At 69.5% G+C, this 23,612-nt stretch carries 22 protein-coding genes; 9 read left to right on the top strand and 13 right to left on the bottom strand.

Going from position 1 to position 23,612, the window contains the following annotated elements:
* Window positions 1-5: 5 nt before the first annotated feature.
* Together ABZT06_RS21405 and ABZT06_RS21400 are read right to left on the bottom strand one after the other, a co-directional pair.
* Window positions 6-896, bottom strand: coding sequence for a hypothetical protein (locus ABZT06_RS21405; RefSeq protein ID WP_355742898.1), 891 nt, complete (start codon window positions 894-896; stop codon window positions 6-8).
* Between the two features lie 156 nt (window positions 897-1,052).
* Window positions 1,053-1,892, bottom strand: coding sequence for a hypothetical protein (locus ABZT06_RS21400; RefSeq protein ID WP_355742895.1), 840 nt, complete (start codon window positions 1,890-1,892; stop codon window positions 1,053-1,055).
* 169 nt (window positions 1,893-2,061) lie between these two features.
* Between ABZT06_RS21400 and ABZT06_RS21395 the strand changes: the two genes are divergently transcribed.
* The gene (locus tag ABZT06_RS21395; RefSeq protein WP_355742892.1) at window positions 2,062-3,138 is read left to right on the top strand and encodes a sodium-dependent transporter; all 1,077 of its coding nucleotides are present in this window, start codon (window positions 2,062-2,064) and stop codon (window positions 3,136-3,138) included.
* Window positions 3,139-3,145: 7 nt separating this feature from the next.
* On the opposite strand, the gene ABZT06_RS21390 is transcribed toward ABZT06_RS21395, so the two are convergent.
* Together ABZT06_RS21390 and ABZT06_RS21385 are read right to left on the bottom strand one after the other, a co-directional pair.
* Entirely contained in the window at window positions 3,146-3,835 is a 690-nt protein-coding gene (locus tag ABZT06_RS21390) for a response regulator (protein ID WP_355742889.1), read from the bottom strand.
* Window positions 3,832-5,514, bottom strand: coding sequence for a sensor histidine kinase (locus ABZT06_RS21385; RefSeq protein WP_355742886.1), 1,683 nt, complete (start codon window positions 5,512-5,514; stop codon window positions 3,832-3,834). The genes ABZT06_RS21390 and ABZT06_RS21385 overlap by 4 nt, the downstream gene beginning before the upstream one ends.
* A 234-nt stretch (window positions 5,515-5,748) precedes the next feature.
* Here ABZT06_RS21385 and ABZT06_RS21380 point away from each other — a divergent pair, with 234 nt between their 5' ends.
* Genes ABZT06_RS21380 through ABZT06_RS21370 form a run of 3 tightly spaced genes read left to right on the top strand, consistent with a single transcriptional unit; the run spans window position 5,749 to window position 8,634 of the window.
* A complete protein-coding gene (locus ABZT06_RS21380) occupies window positions 5,749-6,609 on the top strand; it encodes an ABC transporter ATP-binding protein (RefSeq protein ID WP_355742883.1) in 861 nt (286 codons plus the stop codon).
* A complete protein-coding gene (locus tag ABZT06_RS21375) occupies window positions 6,606-7,487 on the top strand; it encodes an ABC transporter permease (protein ID WP_355742879.1) in 882 nt (293 codons plus the stop codon). Before ABZT06_RS21380 ends, ABZT06_RS21375 begins: the two co-directional genes overlap by 4 nt.
* Window positions 7,488-7,545: 58 nt before the next feature.
* Complete coding sequence (locus ABZT06_RS21370) at window positions 7,546-8,634, top strand: ABC transporter substrate-binding protein (RefSeq protein WP_355742876.1); 1,089 nt, start codon at window positions 7,546-7,548, stop codon at window positions 8,632-8,634.
* Between the two features lie 206 nt (window positions 8,635-8,840).
* Here the strand turns inward: ABZT06_RS21370 and ABZT06_RS21365 are convergent, their stop codons facing one another.
* Window positions 8,841-10,361: an ATP-binding protein gene (locus ABZT06_RS21365; RefSeq protein WP_355742868.1), complete on the bottom strand. Its 1,521-nt coding sequence runs from the start codon at window positions 10,359-10,361 to the stop codon at window positions 8,841-8,843.
* Window positions 10,342-11,049: a response regulator transcription factor gene (locus ABZT06_RS21360; RefSeq protein ID WP_355742865.1), complete on the bottom strand. Its 708-nt coding sequence runs from the start codon at window positions 11,047-11,049 to the stop codon at window positions 10,342-10,344. Before ABZT06_RS21360 ends, ABZT06_RS21365 begins: the two co-directional genes overlap by 20 nt.
* Window positions 11,050-11,214: 165 nt before the next feature.
* Between ABZT06_RS21360 and ABZT06_RS21355 the strand changes: the two genes are divergently transcribed.
* Complete coding sequence (locus ABZT06_RS21355) at window positions 11,215-11,970, top strand: hypothetical protein (RefSeq protein ID WP_355742862.1); 756 nt, start codon at window positions 11,215-11,217, stop codon at window positions 11,968-11,970.
* Window positions 11,971-12,325: 355 nt separating this feature from the next.
* Here ABZT06_RS21355 and ABZT06_RS21350 read toward each other — a convergent pair whose 3' ends face one another.
* Window positions 12,326-13,117: a HAMP domain-containing sensor histidine kinase gene (locus ABZT06_RS21350; protein ID WP_355743093.1), complete on the bottom strand. Its 792-nt coding sequence runs from the start codon at window positions 13,115-13,117 to the stop codon at window positions 12,326-12,328.
* Between the two features lie 195 nt (window positions 13,118-13,312).
* Here ABZT06_RS21350 and ABZT06_RS21345 point away from each other — a divergent pair, with 195 nt between their 5' ends.
* Window positions 13,313-14,779 (top strand): amidase, encoded by a 1,467-nt coding sequence (locus tag ABZT06_RS21345; protein WP_355742859.1) that lies wholly within the window; start codon window positions 13,313-13,315, stop codon window positions 14,777-14,779.
* A 146-nt stretch (window positions 14,780-14,925) separates the two neighbouring features.
* Here the strand turns inward: ABZT06_RS21345 and lpdA are convergent, their stop codons facing one another.
* Window positions 14,926-16,338 carry a dihydrolipoyl dehydrogenase gene (lpdA, locus tag ABZT06_RS21340; RefSeq protein ID WP_355742856.1) on the bottom strand — a complete coding sequence of 471 codons (1,413 nt, stop codon included), beginning with the start codon at window positions 16,336-16,338 and terminating at the stop codon, window positions 14,926-14,928.
* Window positions 16,339-16,466: 128 nt separating this feature from the next.
* Window positions 16,467-17,645: a saccharopine dehydrogenase NADP-binding domain-containing protein gene (locus ABZT06_RS21335; RefSeq protein WP_355742853.1), complete on the bottom strand. Its 1,179-nt coding sequence runs from the start codon at window positions 17,643-17,645 to the stop codon at window positions 16,467-16,469.
* Window positions 17,646-17,736: 91 nt separating this feature from the next.
* On the opposite strand from ABZT06_RS21335, the gene ABZT06_RS21330 reads away from it, so the two are divergent.
* Entirely contained in the window at window positions 17,737-18,369 is a 633-nt protein-coding gene (locus tag ABZT06_RS21330; RefSeq protein WP_355742850.1) for a helix-turn-helix domain-containing protein, read from the top strand.
* Between the two features lie 66 nt (window positions 18,370-18,435).
* Here the strand turns inward: ABZT06_RS21330 and ABZT06_RS21325 are convergent, their stop codons facing one another.
* From ABZT06_RS21325 to ABZT06_RS21315, 3 genes are all read right to left on the bottom strand, one after another.
* A complete protein-coding gene (locus tag ABZT06_RS21325; protein WP_355742847.1) occupies window positions 18,436-19,497 on the bottom strand; it encodes an LLM class flavin-dependent oxidoreductase in 1,062 nt (353 codons plus the stop codon).
* Entirely contained in the window at window positions 19,497-20,030 is a 534-nt protein-coding gene (locus tag ABZT06_RS21320; RefSeq protein ID WP_355742844.1) for an SRPBCC family protein, read from the bottom strand. Before ABZT06_RS21320 ends, ABZT06_RS21325 begins: the two co-directional genes overlap by 1 nt.
* A 112-nt stretch (window positions 20,031-20,142) precedes the next feature.
* Window positions 20,143-20,640 (bottom strand): helix-turn-helix domain-containing protein, encoded by a 498-nt coding sequence (locus ABZT06_RS21315; RefSeq protein WP_355742841.1) that lies wholly within the window; start codon window positions 20,638-20,640, stop codon window positions 20,143-20,145.
* A gap of 106 nt (window positions 20,641-20,746) precedes the next feature.
* Between ABZT06_RS21315 and ABZT06_RS21310 the strand changes: the two genes are divergently transcribed.
* The gene (locus ABZT06_RS21310; protein WP_355742838.1) at window positions 20,747-21,646 is read left to right on the top strand and encodes a short-chain dehydrogenase/reductase; all 900 of its coding nucleotides are present in this window, start codon (window positions 20,747-20,749) and stop codon (window positions 21,644-21,646) included.
* Between the two features lie 34 nt (window positions 21,647-21,680).
* On the opposite strand, the gene ABZT06_RS21305 is transcribed toward ABZT06_RS21310, so the two are convergent.
* Window positions 21,681-22,364 (bottom strand): TetR/AcrR family transcriptional regulator, encoded by a 684-nt coding sequence (locus ABZT06_RS21305; RefSeq protein WP_355743090.1) that lies wholly within the window; start codon window positions 22,362-22,364, stop codon window positions 21,681-21,683.
* 276 nt (window positions 22,365-22,640) lie between these two features.
* On the opposite strand from ABZT06_RS21305, the gene ABZT06_RS21300 reads away from it, so the two are divergent.
* Complete coding sequence (locus tag ABZT06_RS21300) at window positions 22,641-23,609, top strand: enoyl-CoA hydratase/isomerase family protein (RefSeq protein ID WP_355742835.1); 969 nt, start codon at window positions 22,641-22,643, stop codon at window positions 23,607-23,609.
* Window positions 23,610-23,612 lie beyond the last annotated feature (3 nt).

The raw sequence follows: 23,612 nt of genomic DNA, 5'->3' as shown, positions 1-23,612 counted from the left end.
CGCTGTCAGTCGGCCCGCTGAGTGACTGGCTCCCGTCCCGCAGGCCGCGGTGCGGCGGTCCGGCGTTCCTGGACCTTCGCGTAGGCCACCAGAGCGAGCAGGACGCCCAGGAGCACGGCCGAGGACCCTGCGGTGCCGAGGTCCAGGCCGCCCTTGGCGACCGGCTTGGTCAGGAAGTCACCCGCGGTGGCGCCCAGGGGGCGGGTAAGCACGAAGGCGATCCAGAACAGCAGCACGTTCGGCACCACCGGCACCTTCATCAGGGCAACGAGCACGGCGAGCGCCCCGCTCACGAGCAGAGCGCCGCCGGCGTAACCGAGGCCGGAGCTGTCGGAGAGGAAGTCACCCATGGAGGTGCCGAGGGTGTTGGAGACGAGGATCGCCGACCAGAACAGAGCCTCGCCGCGGAAGGTGACGATGTCACGGATCTGGAAGGTCATCCCGGACATCTTCCAGACGGCGAAGATGACCAGCAGGATCGAGATGAGGATCGCCGCCCCGGTGGGGTAGCCGAGGCCGAGACCCTGCGGTCCCCAGCCGAGCGAAGTGGCGCCGCCGGAAAGGTACTTGGTGCTCGCGTCACGGTTCATGAAGTCGGACATCGTGGTACCGGCCATGCTGGTCGACAGGATCACGGTCCAGTAGAAGAACGGGTTGTAGCGGCTGGACCTCAGCTGGATGACCAAGGTCACCACGAACAGAAGGAACAGGGCGATCGTGGTGAGGAAGTAGCCGAGCTTCAGGGTCTGGGCGAAGAGGTCGCCCGCTGTCTCACCGAGGGTGGTCGCGGCGACCTTCATGATCCAGAACGCCAGAGTGACCTCGGGCAGCTTCTTCATCACCGACTTGGTCGCGCTCGCGACGTCGAGATCAGTGAACACTTCCGGTTGCTGCATGGTGGGGGGGCTCCGATTCGGTCGTACGGCAGAAGGCCCGCCCCGAGACTGGGGGGCAAGCGCCCTGTGCAACTGGGCGACCTCGAAGAGTGATCGCCGGAACCGATCTTGGCAGCGGCAGCCTGAACGCATCCTGAACGCAGGCCGCGCCCCTGCTCAGGCCGCATGCCTGGCGGCGCACCGCGACTGCGCCTCGTCCTTGCGGGTCACCGCCAGATGCACGACCAGACCGAGGATGACGGTGAGGAACAGCGCACTGGTGACGACGGGTCCCATGCCCAGGCCGCCGTCGCCGGTGGGCTGGGAGAGGTAGTCGCCGATGGACACGCCGAGCGGACGGGTGAGGAGGTAGACGATCCAGAAACTCCACACCGCGTCCAGCCCAAGGGAGAAGTGCGCGAGGGCGACCGCGGCGATGACCAGGGCGAACAGCAGCGCGGAGAGCCAGTGGCCGAGGACCATGCGCGCGGAGACCAGGTCGCCGGCCGCGGTGCCGAGTGCGAAGGTCATCAGGACGGCGAGCCAGTAGAAGGACTCCCGTCCGGTGGTGTCGATGTGGTGGATGGACAGCGTCCGCTCATGCCGGTACCAGACCACGAAGACGATCGCGAGGACGACCGCGGAGACCGTCGTGCCGGTCTCCAGTGGTATGCCCAGGTTGTCGGTGAGGTTGTCGCTGATCAGCGTGCCGACGACGCTGATCAGGGCAACGGCGGGCCAGTACACCCCGGCGCGGTAGGCGGTGGTACGGAACTGCGCCACCAGGACGACCGCCAGCAGCGCGCTCATCAGCACCGACACACCGGTCAGGCCGAGACCGGCCTTTTCGTCGAGCAGGTCGGCCGCGGTCTCCCCGACCGTCGTGCACAGCACCTTGACGACCCAGAAGTGGACGGTGACTTCGGGCACCTTGTTCCAGCCCGGCCGGCGACCGGAGGGCGAGACCTGGGTGTCGGCCGCCGAGGGCGTGGATGTCTGGGAGGTCTCGTATGTCATGAGGCCCGACCGTGCCACGGGAGACCTGAACGCATCCTGACCGCCGTGCGTCATCGGCTGCCCCATCCGCCTCACCGGAGCACTATGAGGGACATGACGACTCGTGATCACGGCTCCTGCATAGCGGCGTTCCGCCCCGTCCCCTCCGCCGCCAACGAAGAAGGCCGCCTTGAACCGTCCGACCGCCTCCCCACCGCCTGCTGACCCGGTGACGGCCTGGCTGCGCCGTCGGCTCGGCCGGGCTGTCGTACTGTCCTACGTCGCCGCCCTCGTCCTGCCCGACCCCGGCCTGTGGCTGCGTCGCGACCACACCGTGCCGATCGGCACCGTGACCGGCCTGCCTGTGAGCACCGCCCCGCTTCTGCTGTCCCTGGTGCTCTTCTCCGCCGGACTCCAGGTACCCGTCCGCGAACTGGGCCGCCTGCTCCGCAAGCCGACCACCCTGCTGGCCGGAATGGTCCTCCACCTCGTGATCCCGCTCCTGGTCATCCCCGTCATCGCGTTCGGACTGCACCGCACCCCGGACAGCGACGGCGGCAGCGGACTGATCACCGCGATGATCCTGATCGTGGCGATGCCGGTGGCCGCCGGAGCCACCGTCTGGACCGGCAAGGGTGACGGCGACCAACCCGCCATGGTGGGGCTCGTCCTCGCCTCCACCCTCCTCAGCCCGCTCACCATCCCGCTGATCATCACCACCCTGGTGCCCCTCCTCGACGGCGGCTACGCGGACACACTGGCAACGACCGGCCATACGGCCCAGGGCGGCTTCGCTCTCGTCACCGTGGTCCTCCCCTGTGCGTTCGGCATCCTGTTCCGACTCGCGCTGCCGACGGCGTGGCTCAGCCGGACCCTGCGCGTGATCGTGCCCGTCGCGCTGCTCGGATCGCTCGTCCTGACCTATGTCAACGCCAGTGGCGCCCTGGGCTCCTTCCTCGCGCATCCGCGCCCGCTGCTGTTCGGCGCGGCACTGGTCGTGGCTGCGCTCGTCTGCCTGCTGTCCTTCGTGCTGGGCCGGACCGCCGCTCGGCTCCTGCGCCTGGACGCCCCCGCCTCCTCCTCGCTGACCCTCGCCTGCGGGATGAACAACAGCAGCGCGAGCGCGGTCCTGATCACCGCCACGCTGCCCGACAAACCACACCTGCTCCTGCCCGTGCTCGCCTACGGGCTGCTGCAGAAGACCGCCGCGAGCCGGGTCGTGCGGACAGCGGCTCGTCGGCACCCGCCCTGCCCTGCGTCACCGTGAACTCCGCTCAGTGCGTGATGCGGTAGAGGTGCTCGGGGCGGCCGGTGGCCCCGTAGCGAAGTTCGAGCCGGACCATGCCCTCCTTGACCAGGTAGGAGAGATAACGCTGAGCCGTGGCGCGGGAGACTCCGGTGCGTTCGGCGGCCTCCGCGGCCGACAGGGCGTCGTGCGCGCCGCGCAGGGTCTGGTGCAGCAGGGCGAGCGTCGGCGCGGAGTGTCCCTTCGCGGGGACGCGGGGCACGGCCGGCGGCCGGGCGGCGCTGAACAGGGCGTCAACGTCGGCCTGGTCGGTCTCGGGGGCCGTGCCCAGGGCGTCCATACGGTGCTGGAGCTCCCGGTAGGCGGTGAGCCGCTCGGTGAGGTCGGGCGCGCCGAAGGGCTTGACGAGGTATCCGACGGCGCCGAGCTTCATCGCGATCCGTACCGAGGTGATGTCCCGGTCGGCGGTGATCATGATGGCGTCGGGGCGGTCGCCGCCCTCGTCGCCGCTGAGCCGGCGCAGCACGTCCAGTCCGCTGCCGTCCGGCAGGAAGATGTCGAGCAGCAGCAGGTCGGGGTGCAGGTCGCGCACCGCGGTCAGCGCCTCGGCCACGCTCGCCGCCTGGCCGACCACCTCGAAGCCCCGGACGCGGGACACGTAGTCGCAGTGGATGCGGCTCACCCGGAAGTCGTCCTCCACCACCAGGGTCCGGATCACCAGCGATCACCTCCTGCCACACCGTCCAGTACCGGTGAAGCCGTCGTGAACAGGGCGCCCCGTGGGCCCGGCGCGGTATCGGGCACCGGCAGCATCACGGTGAAGACGGCGCCGGGCCCTTCACTCACGGCGATCGTGCCGCCGTGCCGCTGCACCAGCCGGTGGACGAGCGCGAGGCCGAGGCCGCGCCGGGCGGTGCCGCGGTCCGGACGGGTCGACCAGCCGTCCTCGAAGATGGACTCGGCGGTGCCCGGCGGGATACCGGGGCCGGTGTCGGCCACCTCCACCCGCACCGCGTCGACGGCCTCGATCAGCGACAGACAGACCTCGGCACCGTCCGACGGCGCCGGTCCGGTCGCGGACGCGTCAATCGCGTTGTCCAGCAGGTTGCCGACGATGGTCAGCAGCCTGGGCAGATGCGGCGGGTCGTCGCCGAGGGCGGAGTCCTCGCTGAGAACGATCCGCACCCCGCGTTCCGCGGCCACCGTGGTCTTGGCAACGATCAGTCCCACGAGCAGCGGGTTGCCGATCCGTTCCCGTACGGACTCGGTCAGCGCCTGCTCGACACCGGCCGTGTCGACGGCGAACTCGTAGGCGGCGTCGTGGTCGCCGATGTCCAGCAGCCCGGCCACCGTGTGCATACGGTTGGTGAACTCGTGCTGCTGGGCGCGCAGCGCGTCCGTCAGCCCGCGCACCGAGTCCAGCTCGCGCAGCAGACCGATCATCTCGGTGCGGTCGCGCACGGTGACCACGGCGCCCAGTTCCCGTCCGTGCAGGGCGACCGGCATCCGGTTGACGACCAGGCAGTGGTTGTCCGTGAGCACGCTGATGTCGCCGCCCGCCAGGGTGCCGTCCAGGGCGCGGCGCAGCCGCCCGTCGGGGAGGACTTCCGCCAGCGTGCTGCCGAGCGCGGTGCCGAGTCCGAGCAGGTCGCGGGCCTCGTCGTTGACCAGCGTGATCCGTCCGTCCGGGTCGAAGGCGACGACTCCCTCGCGGATGCCGTGCAGCATCGCCTCCCGGTCCTGCAGCAGCCCGGCGATCTCCTCCAGCTCCAGCCCGAACGTCGTCCGCTTGAGCCGGCCGGCCAGCAGGAACGCGGCCGTCGAGCCGAGCGCGACGGCGATGGCGCTGTACAGGCCGAAGGTGGGCAGCTCACGCCACAGCTCACCCAGCACATAGTGCTCGGGGATCCCTGCGGACACCTCGCCGACCAGCTTGCCGGTGGGCCCGTACAGCGGGGCCTTGCCGTTGGCGGACCGCCCTGTCGCGCCCTGGTCGGTGCCGACGTGCGTCCTGCCGTCCAGCACCGCGATCCGGTCCCCCGTCGGGGCACCGACCAGCGCCGGGTCGGGGTGCGAGTGGCGGATGCCGCGCAGGTCGAGGACGACCACGTACGACGCGCCCGACGCCTTGCGGATCCGCTCGGCCACCGTCTGCACCACGTCGCCGCCGCCCCCGTACTGCATGGCGTGGCGGATCTGCGGTTCGGCGGCCGTGGTCTCGGCGATGGCCAGGGCCCGCTTCTCGTAGGCACGGTCGATCTCGCCTCGCTGCGCGAAGGCGAACAGCACGAAACCGATCACCCCGGTCAGCCCCAGGATGATCAGCTGGTTGGCCAGAATCCGCGCGGAGAGCCGCCCCTTCCCACCGCGGCCGATCGGGATACGGATGCGTGTCACGGGTGTCGCTGCCTGTCGTACGGGGCCCGGGCGCGGCCCCTGCGCCGTACCCGTGGTGGCGTGATTGTGCCCCCGTCACCGGCCTTCTGCCCAGCCCCGGCCGGCTGAGCAGAACGAGCAAAAGCATGGCTAACACGGCTAACGCGAGATACGGATGAAACAGCGACGTAACACCCGCGGGCCTCTAGCGTCTGCCTTCCTCGACCTCCGAGGTCAGGAAGGAGACAGCCTCAGATGGCTTCACGAAACGATGTGGCTACGAGCCCCGGTGCCGGGACGACCGGCCGGGACAGCGCGCGAGTCGAGATTTCAGGACTCACCAAACGGTTTCTGACCCCCGCTGGTGAGGTGTTCACGGCGCTGCAGGACGTGTCGTTCACCGTGGAGCCTGGCCAGTTCTGCGCGGTGGTGGGCCCGACCGGCTGCGGCAAGTCGACGACGCTCGGCATGGTGTCCGGGCTCGACCGGCCCAGCGAGGGCTCGGTCAAGGTCGGCGGCCGCGAGGTGAACGGCGTCACCGACGGCGTCAGCTTCATGTTCCAGAGCGACGCGCTGCTGCCCTGGAAGACGGTCCTCGGCAACGTCCTGATGGGCCCGGTCTTCCGCAAGGTGCCCAAGCAGCAGGCCCAGGCATCGGCACGCGACTGGTTGCGCCGGGTGGGCCTGACGGGGTTCGAGGACCGCTACCCGCACCAGCTCTCCGGCGGTATGCGCAAGCGCGTGGCGATGGCCGCTGCGCTGATCAACGAACCCAAGATCCTGATCATGGACGAGCCGTTCGGCGCCCTGGACGTGCAGACCAAGGCGATCATGTCGACCGAACTGCTCGGCCTGTGGGAGCAGATCCGCCCGTCGGTCATCTTCATCACCCACGACCTCGACGAGGCCGTGGCGCTCGCCGACCGGGTCGTCGTCATGACCTCCAGCCCCGGTTCGGTCAAGGCGGTCTTCGACATCGACCTGCCGCGCCCGCGCGGCGCGGTCCAGGAGATCCGCTTCCAGCCCCGCTTCATCGAACTTCAGCACCAGATCTGGGACTCGCTGCGCGAGGAGGTGGAGCGCGCCTACGCACGCACCGCAGGAGGTACGGCATGAGTACGACATCCACCGTCTCCACCGCCCCGGTCAAGGACGGCTCACCCCTCTCGGCCGCGGCCGCCGCCAGGAGCGCCGTCCGCCGGCGCACCGCGCTGGTGTGGGCGGGTCGCATCGGTCTCGCGGCCTTCGTCCTCGGTGGCTGGCAGGCGTTCACCGCCTGGGGGATCGTCGACAAGTTCTTCTTCGGGCAGCCCTCCGGCATCGCCCAACGGCTGGTCGACCTCTTCCGGCAGGGCACCGAGTTCGGGTCCTTCTACGCCAACATCTGGACCACGATCCAGGAGGCGCTCGCCGGCTTCGCCCTCGGAGCCGTCACCGGAGTGGTCGTCGGCGTCGCACTCGGCCAGAGCCGCTTCCTCGCCGACGTGCTCGGCCCCTACATCAAGATGGTCAACGCGATCCCTCGTATCGTCCTCGGCTCGATCTTCATCGTCGCGTTCGGCATCGGCGTGCTGCCCAAGATCCTGCTCGCCGCGGTGCTGGTGTTCTTCATCGTCTTCTTCAACGCCTTCCAGGGCGTCCGCGAGGTCGACCGCAACATCCTCGCCAACACCAAGGTCCTCGGCGCCTCGCAGCTGCAGATCATCCGGCACGTCACCGTGCCCTCCGCGCTCACGTGGATCATCGCCAGCCTGCACAGCGCCTTCGGTTTCGCCATCGTCGGCGCGCTGGTCGGCGAGGTGCTCGGCGCGCAGAGCGGTCTCGGCCTGGTCATCAAGACCGCGCAGAACAACTTCGACCCCAACGGCGTGTTCGCCACGATGCTCGTCATCTCGGTCATCGTGCTCGGCGCCGAGTGGCTGATCGGCAAGCTCGAACACCGGCTGCTGTCCTGGCGCCCGCCGGCCCCGACCGAGGCCGCCAACACCATCTGACATCCCCGCCCTTACCCCTTCCTCGCCCCACGCCCTCAGCAAAGGAATGTGATCAGCCATGTCCAGACGACCCGCCGCCGTCGCCGCGTCCGTCCTCACCCTTCTCGCCCTCGGCGGAGTCAGCGCCTGCTCCGGCAACTCCTCTGCCTCCACCGGCGGTTCGGGCTCCACGCCGACCGTCAAGCTCATGGCCGGCGGGCTCGACAAGCAGATCTACCTCCCGTACCAGCTCGCCCAGCAGCTGGGCTTCTACAAGAAGTACGGCGTCAACGTCGAGCTCAGCACCGAGCAGGACGGTGGCGTCGGCGCTGAGGAGGCCATGGCCTCGGGGCAGGTGGACATGGCGGGCGCCTGGTACAACCACACCATCGAGTTCCAGGCCAAGGGCAAGGCGGTCGAGGACGTCGTCCAGCTCTCCGGTGCACCGGGCGAGCGGGAGATGTGCACCAAGAAGTCGGGCGTCACCTCGGGCGCCGACTTCAAGGGCAAGACCCTCGGTGTCACCGACCTGGGGTCGGGCACCGACACCCTCACGCAGTTCCTGGCCGCGAAGAAGGGCGTCAAGACCGGCGAGTTCCACCGGATCGGGGTCGGCGCGGGCTCCACCGCCATCGCCGCGCTGCAGAACGGCAAGGTCGACTGCGTGATGACGACGCAGCCGACGGTCGCCGCGATCCAGAAGAAGGGCGTCGGTACCTCCGCGATCGACCTGGCCACCACGCAGGGTGCCACGGCAGCGATGGGCGGCGCCTTTCCCGCGGCCAGTGTGCTCGCACGCACCGACTGGGTGAACTCGCACAAGGACACGGTGCAGAAGGTCGTCGACGCGCTCGTCGCCACCATGCACTGGATCAACACCCACAGCGCGACCGACATCGCGAACAAGCTGCCGACATCGTTCGTGTCGAACCAACTGGTGACCAAGGCCGACTACATCCAGGCCCTGACCGAGGACAAGGGTCAGTTCCTCCCGGACGGCCTCATGCCGGCAGGCGGTCCGAAGACCTCCCTGGCAACGGAGAAACTGGTCGGCAACGTGAAGGGGTCGGTGGACCTCAGCAAGACGTTCACCAACGACTTCGCCCTCCAGGCCAACAAGACCGAGGGCTTCAAGACCACCACGACCCCGGCAGGACCGACCGGCTGAACTCCCACCCAGCAAGATGCCGCCCAGGTGACATCTACCTGGGCGGCCCCATACACCCCCTGCGAGTCGTGGCCGCGACCTCGCCGTCATGAAAAGGGCCCATCGCACTGCCAGGCGGATCAGCCGTTGTGGAACGTCCTGGGGAAGGCCACGCAGTCGCCCTGCCCAACTCCGGCCAGAAGTCTGCGCGGAGGCCTGACCGGCTTCTACATCGGCCTCGGATGCGTGGACTCCGTGCCGCTGCTCGGCGAGGAGTGCGCTCCAGGTTCGCTGGCTGCCTCTGCCGGGCCCGCGCACGAGCCGACCGCAGCACTCGAGCCCTCGGCACCGCTTCCCTGCACCGGCACGGCGATCAGGCTCACGCTGATGAGAGCCCCGCCCGATGGACGGTTGGCCAGGCTCACCCGGCCGCCGTGTGCCGCGGCGATCATCACGACGATTTCGAGGCCGAGCCCACCAGCACTCTCGTCGGCCGACAGGCCCGGCGGTGGCCCGGCGAGCAGGGCGGGCGGGAAGCCCTGGCCCTCGTCACCTACGCACAACTTCACGGCGCTGTCCGCTCGTTCGGTGCTCAGGACGATGTGGCCAGGCCCCGACGGGCCGGAGTGGCGCAGGGCGTTGTCGAGGAGGTTGTGCAGGACTTGGCGCAGCCGTACGGGATCGGCGTCGGCGGTTGCTTCGGGGGCTCCGAACGTCTCCACGGTGATCGTCGCACCGTCGGCGGTCGCGCGGGCGCGGAACGCCTCGGCCGCGTCGGTGAGCAGCCGTGGCAGGTACACCGGTTCGCGGCGCAGCGGGAGCCGACCCTGTCGGGTGCGGGCCAGGACGAGGAGGTCCTCGGCGAGGCCGACGAGCCGGTCGGTCTCGGCGGCTGCGGAACGTAGGGCGGCTTCGAGTTCGGCGCGGTCGCGCGGGCGTGCCGTGGCCAGTTCGAGCTCGGCCCGCAGCAGGGCCAGCGGGGTGCGCAGCTCGTGTCCGGCGGTGTCGACAAAACGGTGCTCGCGTTCCAGTGCTTCCTGGAGGCGCGCGAGCATGGCATTGAGGGTGTGCGCGAGACGGGCCAGTTCGTCCCCGGTCGGCGGAACGGTCAGGCGCCGTTCCGGCTCGGACTCGGAGATCGCGGCGGCCTCCCGACGGATCCGCTCGACCGGTCGCAGGGCCGCGCCCGCCAGCAGCCAGCCCGCGTACGAGGACGCCGCAAGGGCGAGCGGCCCGCCGATGAGCAGCAGGAGCAGCAGCCGGTCCAGCGCCTCCGCACGGTCGCCGAGCGGTGCGCCGACGACGAGGACGGCGGGCTGTTCGACCGTCCCCGACAGGCGAACGGGCAGGGCGAGCAGCCGAGCGGGGTCGTCGATGCCCACGACATGGCGGCTGAGGAAGACTGGCTTGCTGACGGTTCGTGCGGTGCCCGGCGGCAGCATGGGCGCGGCTGCGACGGCAGGAGTGGTCTCGACGACGTCACCCTGCAATGTGAGGATCTGGCCGAACGACTCGTCGGGGTCGATGAGTCCACTGCCCGCGTCCAGCGGAGCCCGTTCACGCTGGGCCAGCGAGCCGACGGTGGCCGCGGCCCGTGCCCTCAGGTCGAGGTCGACCGCGCGGGTCAGTTCGGAGCCCATCCGGGTGTAGAGGAAGGCGCCCAGCGCGGTAAGCACCATCGCCATCGCCAGACAGAAGGCGAGGGTCAGGCGGAGCCGGACGGGGAGCCTAGCCAACGGGGTGCACATGATCCGCATGGTCCTTGCGGTCGTCTCTCAGCCAGTAGCCGGCGCCGCGGGCGGTGCGCAGCGACTGCCGCCCGAAGGGACGGTCGATCTTCTGCCGCAGGTAGCCCACGTACACCTCCACGACGTTCGAGTCCGCATCGAAGGTGAAGTCCCAGACGTGTCCGATGAGTTCGACCTTGGACAGCACCTGGCCGGGCCGCCGCATCAGGCACTCCAGCAGCGCGAACTCCTTGGCCGTCAAGGTGATCGGAGTACCGTCGCGGGCCACGGAGCGGGTCGCCGGATCAAGGCTGAGGTCGCCCACGGTGAGAACGGCGGGCCGCTCACGGGCGCCCCGGCGCATCAGCGCGCGCAGCCGGGACAACAGTTCGGCCAGTGCGAACGGCTTGACGAGATAGTCGTCCGCACCCAGATCCAGACCGCGCACCCGGTCCTCGACGGCGTCCCGGGCGGTCAACAGCAGGACCGGCGCCCACCGGCCGCCGGCGCGGATCTCACGCAGCACACCGAACCCGTCGGTGCCCGGCAGCATCACGTCCAGGACGATCACGTCGTAGTCGGTCTCCCCCACGTACCAGAGGCCGTCCTCGCCGGTGGTGGCCACGTCGACCGCGAAACCGTTCTCCGTCAGGCAGCGCCGCAGCAGCTCCGCCATGGGCGCTTCGTCCTCGACCACGAGAATCCGCATGGCGCCTCCTCCCGCAGGCCCTGCTGGCGTCCAGCGTAGTGGGGTGTGGCTAAGGAGACGCTGAGTCGATGGGAGGGACCTCTCAGGGGCTCGTGGGGACCGTTTCAGGGTCCCCTTAGCCACTCGCGAGCAGGCTCGAAGCCACAGTTCGACGAGGGAGTCCCGATGATCAGCAAAGGCATGAAACGCAGCGCACTGGTCCTCACCGTCGCCGCCGGCTGCACGGCCACGGTCGTGCTGACGGCCTGTTCCTCGGGTTCGGGAAGCTCGAGCCACCAGTCCGCGGCACCGACGACGACCAGCCCCGCTCCCCGCAGCTTCTCGGCGACCGTCGACAACCCGTGGTTCCCGCTCCCGCCCGGCCGGACGCTGGTCTACAGCGGCACCAAGGACGGTGCCAAGTCCACGGAGTACCTCACCGCCACCCGCGAGACCGAGAAGATCACCGGCATCCCCTGCCGTGTCGTCTCGGACCGTCTCTACACCGGCCGCACCCTGCGCGAGGCCACCCGCGACTACTACGCCCAGGACGCCGCCGGAAACGTCTGGTACTTCGGCGAGGACACCGCCGAACTCGACGCCCACGGCAACATGCTCTCCACGGAGGGCACCTGGCGCGCCGGCCGTGACGGCGCCCGCCCGGGCATCTTCCAGCCCGCCCACCCCGTACCCGGCGCCGCCGGACAGCAGGAGTACTACCCCGGCCAGGCCGAGGACCGCTTCCAGGTTCTGGACCTGACGTCCCGCGTGTCCGTCCCGTACAAGACCTTCACCGGGGCCCTGCGCACGAAGGAATGGACGCCGCTGGAGCCCGGCGTCGTGGACAACAAGTACTACGTCAAGGGCATCGGCACCGTGAAGGAGGTCACCATCAAGGGCGGCCCCTTCGAGGAGAACGCGTTGACGGCGCTCAGGGGCTAGGAGGAGCTGGACCGGGCCGGGCACGGGTGGTCGTCACGGTCTACGGCTGGTTCTGGCGGCACGACGTGCGCGGATCTGCGTGACCACTCCGGCCACGACCACCAGCGGAGCAGCCACGCAGGCGACGTAGAGAAGGAGCAGCGGCTGACCGCCGCGCGGCCGGACGCCCGTCCCTGGACCGTGCCCGAGTTGAACGCCAACGACGGCCTCACGTGGTGCCAGCGCGTGACCTCCACGTACTTCAGGTACCAGGAACCGATCCACACCGTACCCCCGAGCCACTTCACGATGCGCATCCCCCGATTCGCATCCCCCGAGACTGCCGCGACCGAGCACGCGACGTAAGAAGGCCATCTCACTCAGGCGCCCCTTGTGCTTCGTCCTCATCGACAGGAATGAGCAACGTGAAAGTGGCCGGATGAGCACTGCTCAGGGAGATCCTGCCGCCGAGCGAGACGGCCAGGTCCCGGGCGAGAGCCAGGCCGATGTCCGCTCCCGGTCCGCCCCCGGTGTGCCCCTGGTCGAACAGCCGGGCAGGCTCGCCCGCCACGGCGCCCTCGTCATTCACGTCGAAGGCGAGGGCGTCCTCCAGGTCCCGCACGGCGACCCGGACGGTGCCGCGCCCATGCACGCGGGCGTTGTCCAGCGGGATGCCGAGCACCTCCGACACGGGCGCGCCTGGGACCAGGACATCGGTCGGTGTGTCCCGTGCGGCGCACTCCAGGCGTCTGCCGTCCCGAGCGAACAGGCCGTGCCAGTCTTCCTCGGCCTCCCGCAGCAGTTGCCCTGTCGCGTTCTTCCCGGCGGCGGAGCGGGACACCTCCCTGGCACGCGACGGGCGCAGCACCTCCTGCATGGTGTGGTGCAGGCGGTGGGTCGTGGCCAGTCCTTCGGTCAGGAGGGGTCGCAGCCCGGCGTCGTCGTCCTGGGCGAGCCCGCCCTCCAGGGCGAGTTGCAGACCGGTGAGCGGGGTGCGCAGCTGGTGGGAGGCGTTGGCGGTGAAGTCGCTTTCGTGGCGGAGGAGTTCGAAGAGGCTGTGCAGCATCTCGTTGTGGGTGCGGGCGACCTGGTCGATCTCCGCGATGCTGCTGGGGGCGGCGCGGGCGTTCAGGTCGCCCTCGGTCACGGCCCGGGAGTGGCGGGACAGTGCGCAGTTCCTCCCGCGACGAGGCCTGGCCGGGCCTCTCTATGGTGCGCGCCGAATCCTCTGCTCGTGCCGCGCCACAGGCACCTCCCCCACAAGGCCATTGCCTTCCACCCGTCCCCGACCTATGGTCTGCCGAATGTAATATTACGACCGCCATTCCACTCGGCGCCGTCAGAGTCAGAGATGAGGCATGCCGTGAGTGACGTCCCCTTCCAGTCCGCCGTGCAGCAGTCCCGCGCACTGGCCGCGGGAGAGATCTCAAGCCGGGAACTCGTCGAGATCTATCTCGAGCGGATCGCCGTTCACAACACCGCACTGAACGCGGTGGTGACCCTTGACCCCGAGCGTGCCCGCCGCGAGGCGGGGAAAGCCGACGCCGCACGGGCGGCGGGGCAGGAGCTCGGTCCGCTGCACGGCGTGCCGATCACGGTCAAGGACAGCTACGAGACCGCAGGCATGCGCACCGTCTGCGGGCGCGTGGACCTGAAGGACCACGTGCCCGACCAGGATGCCGAAGCGGTCAAGCGGCTGCGTGCGGCCGGTGCGGTGATCATGGGCAAGAGCAACATGCCTCCGGGCAACCAGGACGTCCAGGCCGACAACCCGGTGTTCGGCCCCTCATCAAACCCGTGGAACACCACCCGCACCTCGGGCGGATCCGCCGGAGGCGGCGCCGTCGCCACCACCGCAGGCCTCACCACGTTCGACTTCGGCTCGGAGATCGGCGGATCGACCCGGATCCCGTCCCACTTCAACGGCCTGTACGGCCACAAGGCGACCTGGCGGTCGATCCCGCTCATCGGACATGTTCCCTACGGCCCGGGCGCAGGCCGCTGGACGGAAGCCGACATGGCCTGCGGCGGCGCACAGGTCCGAGACGCCCGCGATCTCGTCCCGATCCTGCGGGCGACGGTCGGGCCGGCCGACTACGACGGTGGTTTCAGCTACACGCTCGCGCCGCCGCGCGCGACCAGGCTCGCCGACTTCCGGGTCGCCGTCTGGAGTGAGGACCCCTCGTGTCCGGTCGACAGCGACATCGTGGAAGCCATGGACGATGCGGTCGCCGTGCTGCGTACGGCCGGTGCGAAGATCACCGTCCAGCCCGCGAGCCTCCCCGTCGACATCGAGACGAATCATCGGAAGGCCTTTTCGCCTCTGCTCTTCGGCGCGGGCGACCGCACCGGCCTCGCTCCTGCCTCCAGCGCGGCGACGTTGGCCCGGTTCGTCCAGCACCCGCGGGGCGACGCCGGACCTGCCCTCCGCGGCACCTTCCAGTCCCACTTCCACTGGTTGCAGGCCAATATGGTGCGCAACGAACTCCGGCAGCGGTGGTTCGAGTTCTTCCAGGACTTCGACATCGTGCTCATGCCGGTCACCCCGACCGCCGCCCCCGCCCACCACGGCAAACCCGTCGACTGGTTCGGGCGGCACTTCGAGGTCGACGGCCTACGACGCCCTTACTGGGACCAGGTCAAGTGGAGCGCCGTCGCCAACGTCTCCGGAGGACCGGCGACGACCATCCCGGTACGCAAGGGCAGGAGCGGACTGCCCATCGGTCTGCAGGCCATGGGCCCGAGCGGGGGCGATCTCACCACCATCGAATTCGCCGCGCTGCTCGGCCGGGAGGTAGACGGCTTCGTGCCGCCTCCGGCCCTCTTCTAGATCGCATCGCACACCCTGCTTGTGATCACGCTGGGGGGCGCAACGGCCGGCCCGCGTTCTTGTAGACATCAGGGCCCTCGGAGCTCGATGGCGCGAAGCCGATCCGAGCTCCAGAGGGCCCTGTTGCCGCTGCGACGCGCATCCCCTTACATGTTGATCATGTGGCCGGCAAGGCCGTGCACGGCCTCCTTGACCGCTTCGCCGAGTGTGGGGTGGGCGTGGACGTTGCGGGCGACCTCGTGGACCGTGAGGTCCCACTGCTGGGCCAGGGTCAGCTCGGGCAGGAGTTCGGTGACGTCGGGGCCGATGAGATGGCCGCCGAGGAGTTCGCCGTACTTGGCGTCGCTGATCAGCTTCACGAAGCCGCTCGCGTCACCCAGGCCATGGGCCTTGGCGTTCGCCGTGAACGGGAACTTGGCGACCTGGACGTCGTACCCCTTCTCCCTCGCCTGCGCCTCGGTGTAGCCGAAGCTGGCGATCTGCGGCTGGCAGAAGGTGGATCGCGGGATCATCACGTAGTCCAGCTCCATGGTCTCCGCGTCCGCGATCGTCTCGGCGGCGACCACGCCCATCGCCTCGGCGGCGTGCGCGAGCATCAGCTTCGCGGTGACGTCGCCGATGGCGTAGATGTGCGGGACGGAGGTGCGGCACCGGCCGTCGACGTCGATGGCACCGCGCTCGGTGACCCGCACGCCGGTGTTCTCCAGGCCGTAACCGGTGACGTTCGGCGCGAAGCCGATCGCCTGCAGGACCTTGTCGGCCTCCAGGACCTGCTGGGCGCCGTCCTTGCCGGTGACCGTGACCCGCACCTGCGGGCCGGACTCGTCGATCGACTCGACGCGGGTCGAGGTGAGGACGTCGATGCCCAACTTCCGGTACTGCTTGGCCAGTTCGGCGGAGACCTCGGCGTCCTCCAGCGGGGCGATCCGGTCCAGGAACTCGACGACGGTGACCTTGACGCCGTAGTTGTGCAGCACGTAGGCGAACTCGACGCCGATGGCCCCGGCGCCGGCGATCACGATCGACTGGGGCAGGTCCTCGGCGAGAATCTGCTCCTCGTACGTCACGACGCGCGAGGTGCGGCGGGTGCCGGGCAGCAGCTTGGGGGTCGCTCCGGCGGCGATGACGCAGTGGTCGAAGCCGATGGTGCGGGTGTTGCCATCGTAGTCGGCCACCTGGAGCGTGTGCGGGTCGACGAACGTGCCGCGACCGCTGATCTCCGTGATCTTGTTCTTCTTCATCAGGTAGTGGACGCCCTTGACCCGGCCGTCCGCGACCTTCCGGCTGCGGCGGAAGGCCTCCCCGTAGTCGAAGGAGACCTCCCCGTCGACCTTGATGCCGAAGGTCTTCGCCTCACGGGTGAAGATGTGCGCGAGCTCGGCGTTGCGCAACAGGGCCTTGGTGGGGATACAGCCCACGTTCAGACAGACGCCGCCCCAGTACTTCTCCTCGACGACCGCGACGCGCTTGCCCAGTTGGGCGGCCCGGATGGCGGCTACGTACCCGCCGGGACCCGCGCCGAGTACGACGACGTCGAAGTGGTCACCCTGCTCGTCCATGGACGGCTTCCTTTCCGCTGGGGCGGCCGACTCCCGCGAGGGCCGACTCGCTCCCGATCGAACAACCTGTTCTTCAGCCGGACGCCTGCTTCAGCGCCCCGGCGCCGTGATCTATGCCCGCCCCGTCATCATCGACGGCGGGCCGACGCCCCGTCGACTTCGTGTACTCCGGCCTCGGCGGCACCGAACCTGAGGGTGTCGAGGCCGAATGCGGCCACCGGGCCGTGCGCACCGGGCTTCAGGACGGCATCCGGCTGTGCCGCGTGGACGGCGCCCCACGCCAGGAGGGCTCCCGTCATCTCGTACGGATCAGGGCCGGTGAGGGCCGCCGTGGCCAGGGGCCGGCCGTGGCCGTCGCGGGCGACGGCGATCACCAGGGAACGGCCGTCGGGGTCCGGCTCGCGCTGGGATCCCGGAAGCCGCTCGGACCACCGCTCCAGGGCGGCCCGCACCTTCGCCGAGCGCAACAAGGGCGCCTGGATCGTGGCCGCGATCTGCACCGGGCGCGTCCACCGCCCGAACCAGCCGAGGCCCACCTCGACGCTCTCCAACTGGGGGAAGACCTCCGGCAGTCCGAGATGCTCCGTGCCCGGCACGGTCATGACCGTACGTTTCACGCCGCCGTAGTGGAAGGCACGCACCCGCTTGCCCACGCGCTCGTCGACCACACGGGCGGTGGCCCAGAGCCGCGGGCTGCGGTAGGCGAACCCGTCCTCGGCCGCCGAGGCGACCAGCGTCTGACGTGTCCCTCCCGTGGTCAGGGTGTACGAGTCGCGCAGGGTGCTCCGGTAGAGCAGTTCGTCCCCGTGTCCGGAACGGGTGATGAAGTATCCGGTCTCCACATGGCGTGCCCGCTCGCCCGCCCTCGTCAGGGCGAGCGCGCCGGCCAGGTTGCCCGGCACGTAGTCGTAGCCGAACGCGGGCACGAGGGTCGCTCCCCGGACGGCCGCGACGGCGTCCAGCTCAAGCAGGACGCGACGGGCGAAGGTCCCCTCCCCCGTCGAGTCGAGGTAGTGGGCCCCCGCCCGGGCGGCAGCCGTGACCGCGGCCATACCGAGCCGCATGAACGGTCCGATCGTGGAGACGACGACATCGCCGGGCTCCACGAGGCGCGTGAGGTCGGCCGTCGAGGTGACGTCGACCTCGGCCACCGGCAGGTCCACCTCGAAGCGGTCCGCCAGGGTCAGCATCCTGGCGCGGCTCCGCCCGACCAAGGTCGGCTTCTCTCCTCGTGCGAGCAGTTCCCGGAGCACGCGCTGCCCGGTGTACCCCGTCGCACCCAGCAACACGATCCTGCGCTTTTCCACGGCTCCGCCTGCCTTCCGAAGGGCACTGTCACGATTCGACTGACCCTTGGTCATTCACTGACCTCAGGTCATTGAATATACGATGGTGCGCATGCGAGGGCCAAACCGACGACAGATGTATGCGGAGCAGACCCGGGCGGACCTGGTGTCGGCCGCACGGAAACTGTTTGTGGACAACGGGTTCGCCACCACGTCGGTCGAGGCCATCACCGGGGCGGCGCGGGTGAGCAAGGGCACCTTCTACAGCCACTTCCCGGACAAGAAGGCGATGTTCGCCGAGCTCTACACCGAACTGCTTCAGCAGGTCGGCGCCCTGTGCGACGCGACCTGCGAGGCACTTGGTGCGACAGGGCCGAACCACCCCGCCATGACCGCGGTCGCCGATCTCACGCACGCCTTCCTGCGGCGGACCATCGACGACCCCCTGCACCGGGAGCTGATGGCCCAGGCACCCTCGGTCCTGGGAGGGCAGTACCGGCACATCAACGACAGCGTCGCCCAGCCGCCCATCGAGCGGCTGCTGACCGTTCTGGCCGAACGCGGTGAACTGCAACCGGACGTTCCCGTCGCCACTGTCGCCCGGCTGCTGCTGGCCGGCCTGTGCGAGGGCAACCAGATCATCGCCGCCGCGGACGACCGGGAGGAAGCCCTGACCGGGACGTTCCATGCCATCACCCTGTTGATGTCGGGCCTGGCGGCCGACGGCATCAGCGCCCGCGGTTGATCTGAACCCGGGCCTTGCGGACGGCGTCGGCGCATGGAGACCCGCCGCGCCACCCCTGGCCTGTCGCTACCGGGCCGCCTCGTCCTCGATGCCGCGGACCAGCTCGATGGCCCGGCCCAGGGTGGCCAGGCGCGCGTCGAGGCTGTCACCGGCGGGATAGAAGCGGACGGTGTCGACACCGGCGTCGCGCCACACGCGCAGCCGCTCGCGCACCATGTCCTCGGTGCCGATCAGTGTGGTCGCCAGGACCATCTCGTCGGTGATCAGCCCTGCCGCCCCGTCCCGGTCCCCGGCCTGCCAGCGGGCCCGCACCTCGGCCGCGACCTCGGCCCAACCCTGGCGGCTGTAGGCGTTGTTGTAGTAGTTCGTGGTCGCGGATCCCATACCGCCGAGGCTGAAGGCCAGCTCCTTCTTGCGTCCCGCCACCATCGCGCGCAGCGCTTCCTCGTCATCCGCGAGCGCGACCTCGGCGCCCTGGCAGATGTCGAGGTCGGCGCGGGTACGACCGGCGCCGGCCAGGCCGCGGTCCAGGTGGTCGAAGTACGCCTCCTTGGCGCCCTCGGGTACGAAACTGGTGCCCAGCCAGCCGTCGGCGATCTCACCGGTCAGGTGCAGCATCTTGGGCGAGAGGGTGGCCAGGTAGACGGGGATGTCGTACTCGGCGCGCATGGACAGACGCATGGGCTTGCCCTCGCCGCCCGGCAGCGGGATCTGGAATTCACGGCCGGAGTGGGAGACCTTCTCCCCCGAGGCGGCCTGTCGCACGATCTCGACGGTCTCGCGCATCCGGGACAGCGGCCGGTGGAACGGCACGCCGTGCAGCCCTTCGATCACCTGGGGTCCTGAGGGGCCCAGTCCGAGGAGGAAACGTCCCTGGGAGATCTGCGAGAGCGTGATCGCGGCGCGGGCGATGGCCATGGGTGTGCGGGTGCCGAGCTGGATGATGCCCGATCCGAGAAGCATGCGCTCCGTCTTCGCGGCGAGATAGCCCAAGGGCGAGGGCGCTTCGGAGCCCCATGCCTCCGCGACCCAGCAGATGTCCAGGCCGAGTTTCTCCGCCTCGGTGACGTAGTCGACGATGTCCCGCCAGTCGCCACCGGAGGCTTCGATCGTGGTGGAGGTACGCATCAGGCACCCGCCTCGTCCGCGGGCTGAGCGCTCTCGGCCAGCTTCCTGATTTCTTCGAGGGTGAAGGCCATGTTGGCCTCGAACTCCCGCATACGAACGAAGACGATCTTCTGCTCCTTGTCCGGCATGCGGTCGATGGCGAAGGAGAGACCCGAGCGGGCCGGCCCCATCTGCATCCACTCCCGCAGCAGGGTGCCGCCGTTCTCCGGCTTCAACGTGAACCGCCAGATCGCCGTCGGATGCTGCGGATCCTCGACCGCCCAGGCGAGCCTTCTCGGCGGTTCGTACTCGACGATGTGGGACGTGGTGGCCCACTCCCCCAACGCTGCGTGCTTGCTCCGGCCGACGAAGCGGGCCCCCAGCGCGGGGCCGCTCCTGCCGTCCAGCCATTCCACCGACTGCAGCTCGGAACTCATGCGCGGCATCAGCTCGATGTCGGACACCAGCGTCCACACCTGAGGGGGAGTTGCGGCGATCCAGGTGTGGACCTCGACCGTCGGCTTGTCCGCATAGCACGCGCCCGTCCACTCCATGACCCCGCAGCCTCCCTGCCCGCCGAGAACTCCCACTTGAGCTTCTGGCCAGTAACGTTGCGTAGATAGACTCACCTGTCAAGGGTGACGTGACAACCACAGCGCTGCCGAATCAGCGTGCGAATCGCTCCCGCACATCCGGCCGTTCGGCCAGATGCGGTGGGTAGCCGGGGCCCATCCGGGGATGGGTGTTGTCCGCGGTCATGGACTCGCCGCAGGCGGCGCACACCACCTCGGCATGCGTGTCCTGCCCGCACGCCTCGTGGCGCATCGTCACCGGCGGGCCCGCCTCACCGGCCAGCCAGCGGTCGCCCCACCGGTTCATCGCGAGCAGCACGCCGTAGAAGTCACGCCCCTTCTCGGTGAGCACGTAGTCATGGCGAACCGGCTCCGTCTGGTACGGCCGCTTCTCCAGCAGCCCTTCGTCCACCAGCCGGCGCAGCCGGTCCGTCAGTGTGTTGCGGGCGATGCCGAGCGACTCCTGGAACGCGTCGAACCGCCGGATGCCATAGAACGCCTCTCGCAGCACCAACGGTGTCCACCAGTCCCCGAGCAGGTCCATGGTCCGCGCGATCGAGCAGGGCCACTGCGCAAAGGATGTCCGCCTCATGAGGGCCAGCATAGGTTCGTCCCGTCGTGAGACCCAGCAGATGGGCCGGGCAGCGAGCGGTGCGCGGACTCTTGTGTTCCAACAATAACGAAGTTATGTTGCCGCCATGAAACGTGACTTGCAGGGCAAGAAGCTGATTGTCACCGGAGCGGCACGCGGCATCGGCGAGAAGGTGGCCCGCCTGGCCGCCGCCCGAGGGGCCCGGGTGACCGTGATCGGCCTCGAAGCCGACCGGTTGCGCGCCCTCACCGACGAACTGGGCCCCTCCACTGCCTGGCGTGAGGCCGATGTGCGCGACGGGGCCGCTCTACGGTCGGCGATCGACGAGGCCGCTGACGTCATGGGCGGCGTCGACCTCGCCGTCGCCAACGCCGGCGTCGTGGCGTACGGGACGGTGCGGCAGACGGACGAGGCGTCGTTCGAGAGGGTCCTGGACATCAATCTGAACGGCGTCTTCCGCACCCTCAAGTACGCGACGCCCCATCTGGAACGCAGCCGGGGCCATGTGCTGGTCGTGGCGTCCGCACTGTCGTTCATGCCGCTGCCCGCGATGGCCTCCTACGGCGCGAGCAAGGCGGGGGCCGAATTGCTGGCCCTGACCTACCGCCGGGAGGTGGCACACCTGGGGATCACGGTCGGCGTGGTGCACCCCTCCTGGATCAACACTGACCTCGTCCAGGGCGCCGAGGCGGACCTCCCTTCGTTCCAGGGCATGCGCGCGCGGCTGCCCTATCCGGGCAACGTCACGACGAGCCCCGACCGGGCGGCCGCCGCGATCGTCGACGGGCTCGTGCGCCGACGCAGCCGGGTGTACGTCCCGCGCGCGGTCGTCGTGGCCAACTGGGCCAAGGCGGCGCTGAACTCACCGCTGGCCTGGCCGTGGGCGAGGCGCTTCTCCGCCCGGGCGGTTCCCTCTCTCGAACGCGAGGTCGCAGCGCTGGGCAGGCAAGACCAGCTCACGCCGGGCACCGATACCACTGCCGCCGCGCAGACCAGGTCGTCCTAGTCCCGCCCGGGGCAGCTCCCACCCGCCCGGCTTCTCAGCGGCCTTGGACGATCGAGTCGTACAGGCGCACGCCGGCCTCATGGGAGGCCTCGGCACGTTCCCGCTTGTCACCCAGCCCGACGGAGAAGTTCACGCCCATCGGCAGGAGCACCTGCGTCACGGCGTCGTCGAACTCGACGAAGTGCTCGGCCAGTTCGAGGGTGATGTAGCCGTGCACGAAGCTCCACAGCTGGGCGGCGATGACCTCGGGTTCCTGCCGCTCGACCCTGCCGGAGTCCACGAGCCGTGCGCATGCCGCGGTGACATGAGCGTGGGCCTCACGAAAGGCCGGGGAATGCCCGCTCAGGCGAAGGTCCGTGTCCGGCAGAGGCCGGTACGTCGCCCGGGTGGACAGCCCGAACATCAGGTCATAGAGGTGCGGGTTCTCGCGGGCCAGCCGACGGCAGCTCAAGTTCATGGCCAGGAGTTCGGCGATCGGGTCCTCCGTCACCGGCACCTGGGCGAACGCTCTGCCGAGTTCCCTGAACCCGTGGTCGGCGACAGCGCTCATCAGCTCGGGGATCCCACCGAAATGGCTGTAGACCACCATCGTCGACAGTCCGCTCGCGGACGCCACCGCGCGCACCTTCAGAGCCGACGGACCCTGCTCGGCCAGCAGACCGATGGCCGCCCGCACAAGCCGCTCCGGTGCGTCATCGACTCTTGCCCGCCCCGCCATGTTCCGCACGCCTCCACCGTTGACACACCTGAAATAACTTGGTTATGTAATTCTTCACGGCAATAGTACACATCGCACGTGACGTGCTGTCCCGGGTACGACGTTCGTCCTCGAACACGTCTGCACACGCTGGCCCAGTCTCCCGCCCCCGGTGCGGCACAGCCTGTCGGGGTGGACTCGACCTCGTCGCCGCGCCGCGCATCCGCGGCTGTCCCCAAGGCGCCTTCCACCCCCATGCGCCTTCCGTCCCATGAACTCAGCAAGGGAGCAGAACTCATGCCATACAAAGACAAGGGCCACCTCGCGATCGAGGACCGCGGGTCCGTCCTGGTCGTCCGCGTCGACGGCGGCCGGCACCAGGAGTTCGGCCTCGACATCGCCCAGCAGCTGGAAAAGCTGGTAACGCGAGCCGACCGTGATCCGAACATCCGTGCCGTCGTCTTCACCGGGGCACATCCCGAGCGATTCGTCAGCCATGCCGCGGTCCGGTGGCTGCAGGAAGGGGGCGCCAGCAGCCCCACGGTCGGCCGGCGCGGTGCCGCCGCCGTCGTACGCATGGCGAAGCACGTGGACCGGTCCCGTCTCCTCGGACCCGTGCTGCGCAGGACCCCGATGCGGGGCGCCCTCCAACTGGAGCGTCTGCACTCGACCTTCCTCCGGATGAACCGCAGTGGCGTCCTCTACGTGGCCGCCCTCAACGGTTCGGCTCTCGGCCTCGGCGCGGAGTTCGCCTGGGCGTGCGATCTGCGGGTCATGGCCGACGGGGACTACTTCATCGGCCAGCCGGAGATCCTCCTGGGCATCATCCCGGGGGGAGGCGGCACCCAGCGGCTGACCCGCCTGATCGGCACCCACCGGTCCCTGGCCGCGATTCTCGAAGGCAAGCCGTTCACGCCCGCGGAGGCCCTCGCCAACGGGGCGGTCGACACGGTCGTTGCGCAGGACAAGGTGGTCGCGGAGGCGGTCGAACTCGCCGAGCACTTCGGAAAGCGGTCGAAGGGCACGGTCGAGGCCGCCAAGAGGGCGGTGTACTTCGGCGGCTCCCTGTCGCTGGAGGACGGCCTGCATGCCGAACGCACCGAGTTCTTCGCCAGGGTCATGTCGAAGGAAAGTCAGGAACTCATGCTGGACTACATGGAGACGACGGACGCCACCGGCGAACTCCCGCTCTACACACCCGGCACCTACGCTCGGTCCCTCGCGGCGGGCAGCGTGCCGGGCCGTCGCCCGACAGACGGGCGGTGAACC

Origin of the sequence: Streptomyces sp. NPDC005483 (assembly GCF_040606035.1) — a bacterium.
In the GTDB taxonomy this organism is placed as follows: Bacteria; Actinomycetota; Actinomycetes; order Streptomycetales; family Streptomycetaceae; genus Streptomyces.
The sequence above is the reverse complement of the archived record's forward strand: the minus strand, read 5'-3'. Positions and strand labels throughout refer to the sequence as shown.

Excerpts from the sequence above, each read along its gene's own strand:
- ABZT06_RS21405 (WP_355742898.1), bottom strand. The coding sequence starts at position 896 with ATGCAGCAACCGGAAGTGTTCACTGATCTCGACGTCGCGAGCGCGACC.
- ABZT06_RS21365 (WP_355742868.1), bottom strand. The coding sequence starts at position 10,361 with ATGTGCACCCCGTTGGCTAGGCTCCCCGTCCGGCTCCGCCTGACCCTC.
- ABZT06_RS21375 (WP_355742879.1), top strand. The coding sequence starts at position 6,606 with ATGAGTACGACATCCACCGTCTCCACCGCCCCGGTCAAGGACGGCTCA.
- ABZT06_RS21310 (WP_355742838.1), top strand. The coding sequence starts at position 20,747 with ATGAAACGTGACTTGCAGGGCAAGAAGCTGATTGTCACCGGAGCGGCA.
- ABZT06_RS21320 (WP_355742844.1), bottom strand. The coding sequence starts at position 20,030 with ATGGAGTGGACGGGCGCGTGCTATGCGGACAAGCCGACGGTCGAGGTC.
- ABZT06_RS21360 (WP_355742865.1), bottom strand. The coding sequence starts at position 11,049 with ATGCGGATTCTCGTGGTCGAGGACGAAGCGCCCATGGCGGAGCTGCTG.
- ABZT06_RS21380 (WP_355742883.1), top strand. The coding sequence starts at position 5,749 with ATGGCTTCACGAAACGATGTGGCTACGAGCCCCGGTGCCGGGACGACC.
- ABZT06_RS21370 (WP_355742876.1), top strand. The coding sequence starts at position 7,546 with ATGTCCAGACGACCCGCCGCCGTCGCCGCGTCCGTCCTCACCCTTCTC.
- lpdA (WP_355742856.1), bottom strand. The coding sequence starts at position 16,338 with ATGGACGAGCAGGGTGACCACTTCGACGTCGTCGTACTCGGCGCGGGT.
- ABZT06_RS21355 (WP_355742862.1), top strand. The coding sequence starts at position 11,215 with ATGATCAGCAAAGGCATGAAACGCAGCGCACTGGTCCTCACCGTCGCC.
- ABZT06_RS21315 (WP_355742841.1), bottom strand. The coding sequence starts at position 20,640 with ATGAGGCGGACATCCTTTGCGCAGTGGCCCTGCTCGATCGCGCGGACC.
- ABZT06_RS21330 (WP_355742850.1), top strand. The coding sequence starts at position 17,737 with ATGCGAGGGCCAAACCGACGACAGATGTATGCGGAGCAGACCCGGGCG.
- ABZT06_RS21300 (WP_355742835.1), top strand. The coding sequence starts at position 22,641 with ATGCCATACAAAGACAAGGGCCACCTCGCGATCGAGGACCGCGGGTCC.
- ABZT06_RS21400 (WP_355742895.1), bottom strand. The coding sequence starts at position 1,892 with ATGACATACGAGACCTCCCAGACATCCACGCCCTCGGCGGCCGACACC.
- ABZT06_RS21325 (WP_355742847.1), bottom strand. The coding sequence starts at position 19,497 with ATGCGTACCTCCACCACGATCGAAGCCTCCGGTGGCGACTGGCGGGAC.
- ABZT06_RS21305 (WP_355743090.1), bottom strand. The coding sequence starts at position 22,364 with ATGGCGGGGCGGGCAAGAGTCGATGACGCACCGGAGCGGCTTGTGCGG.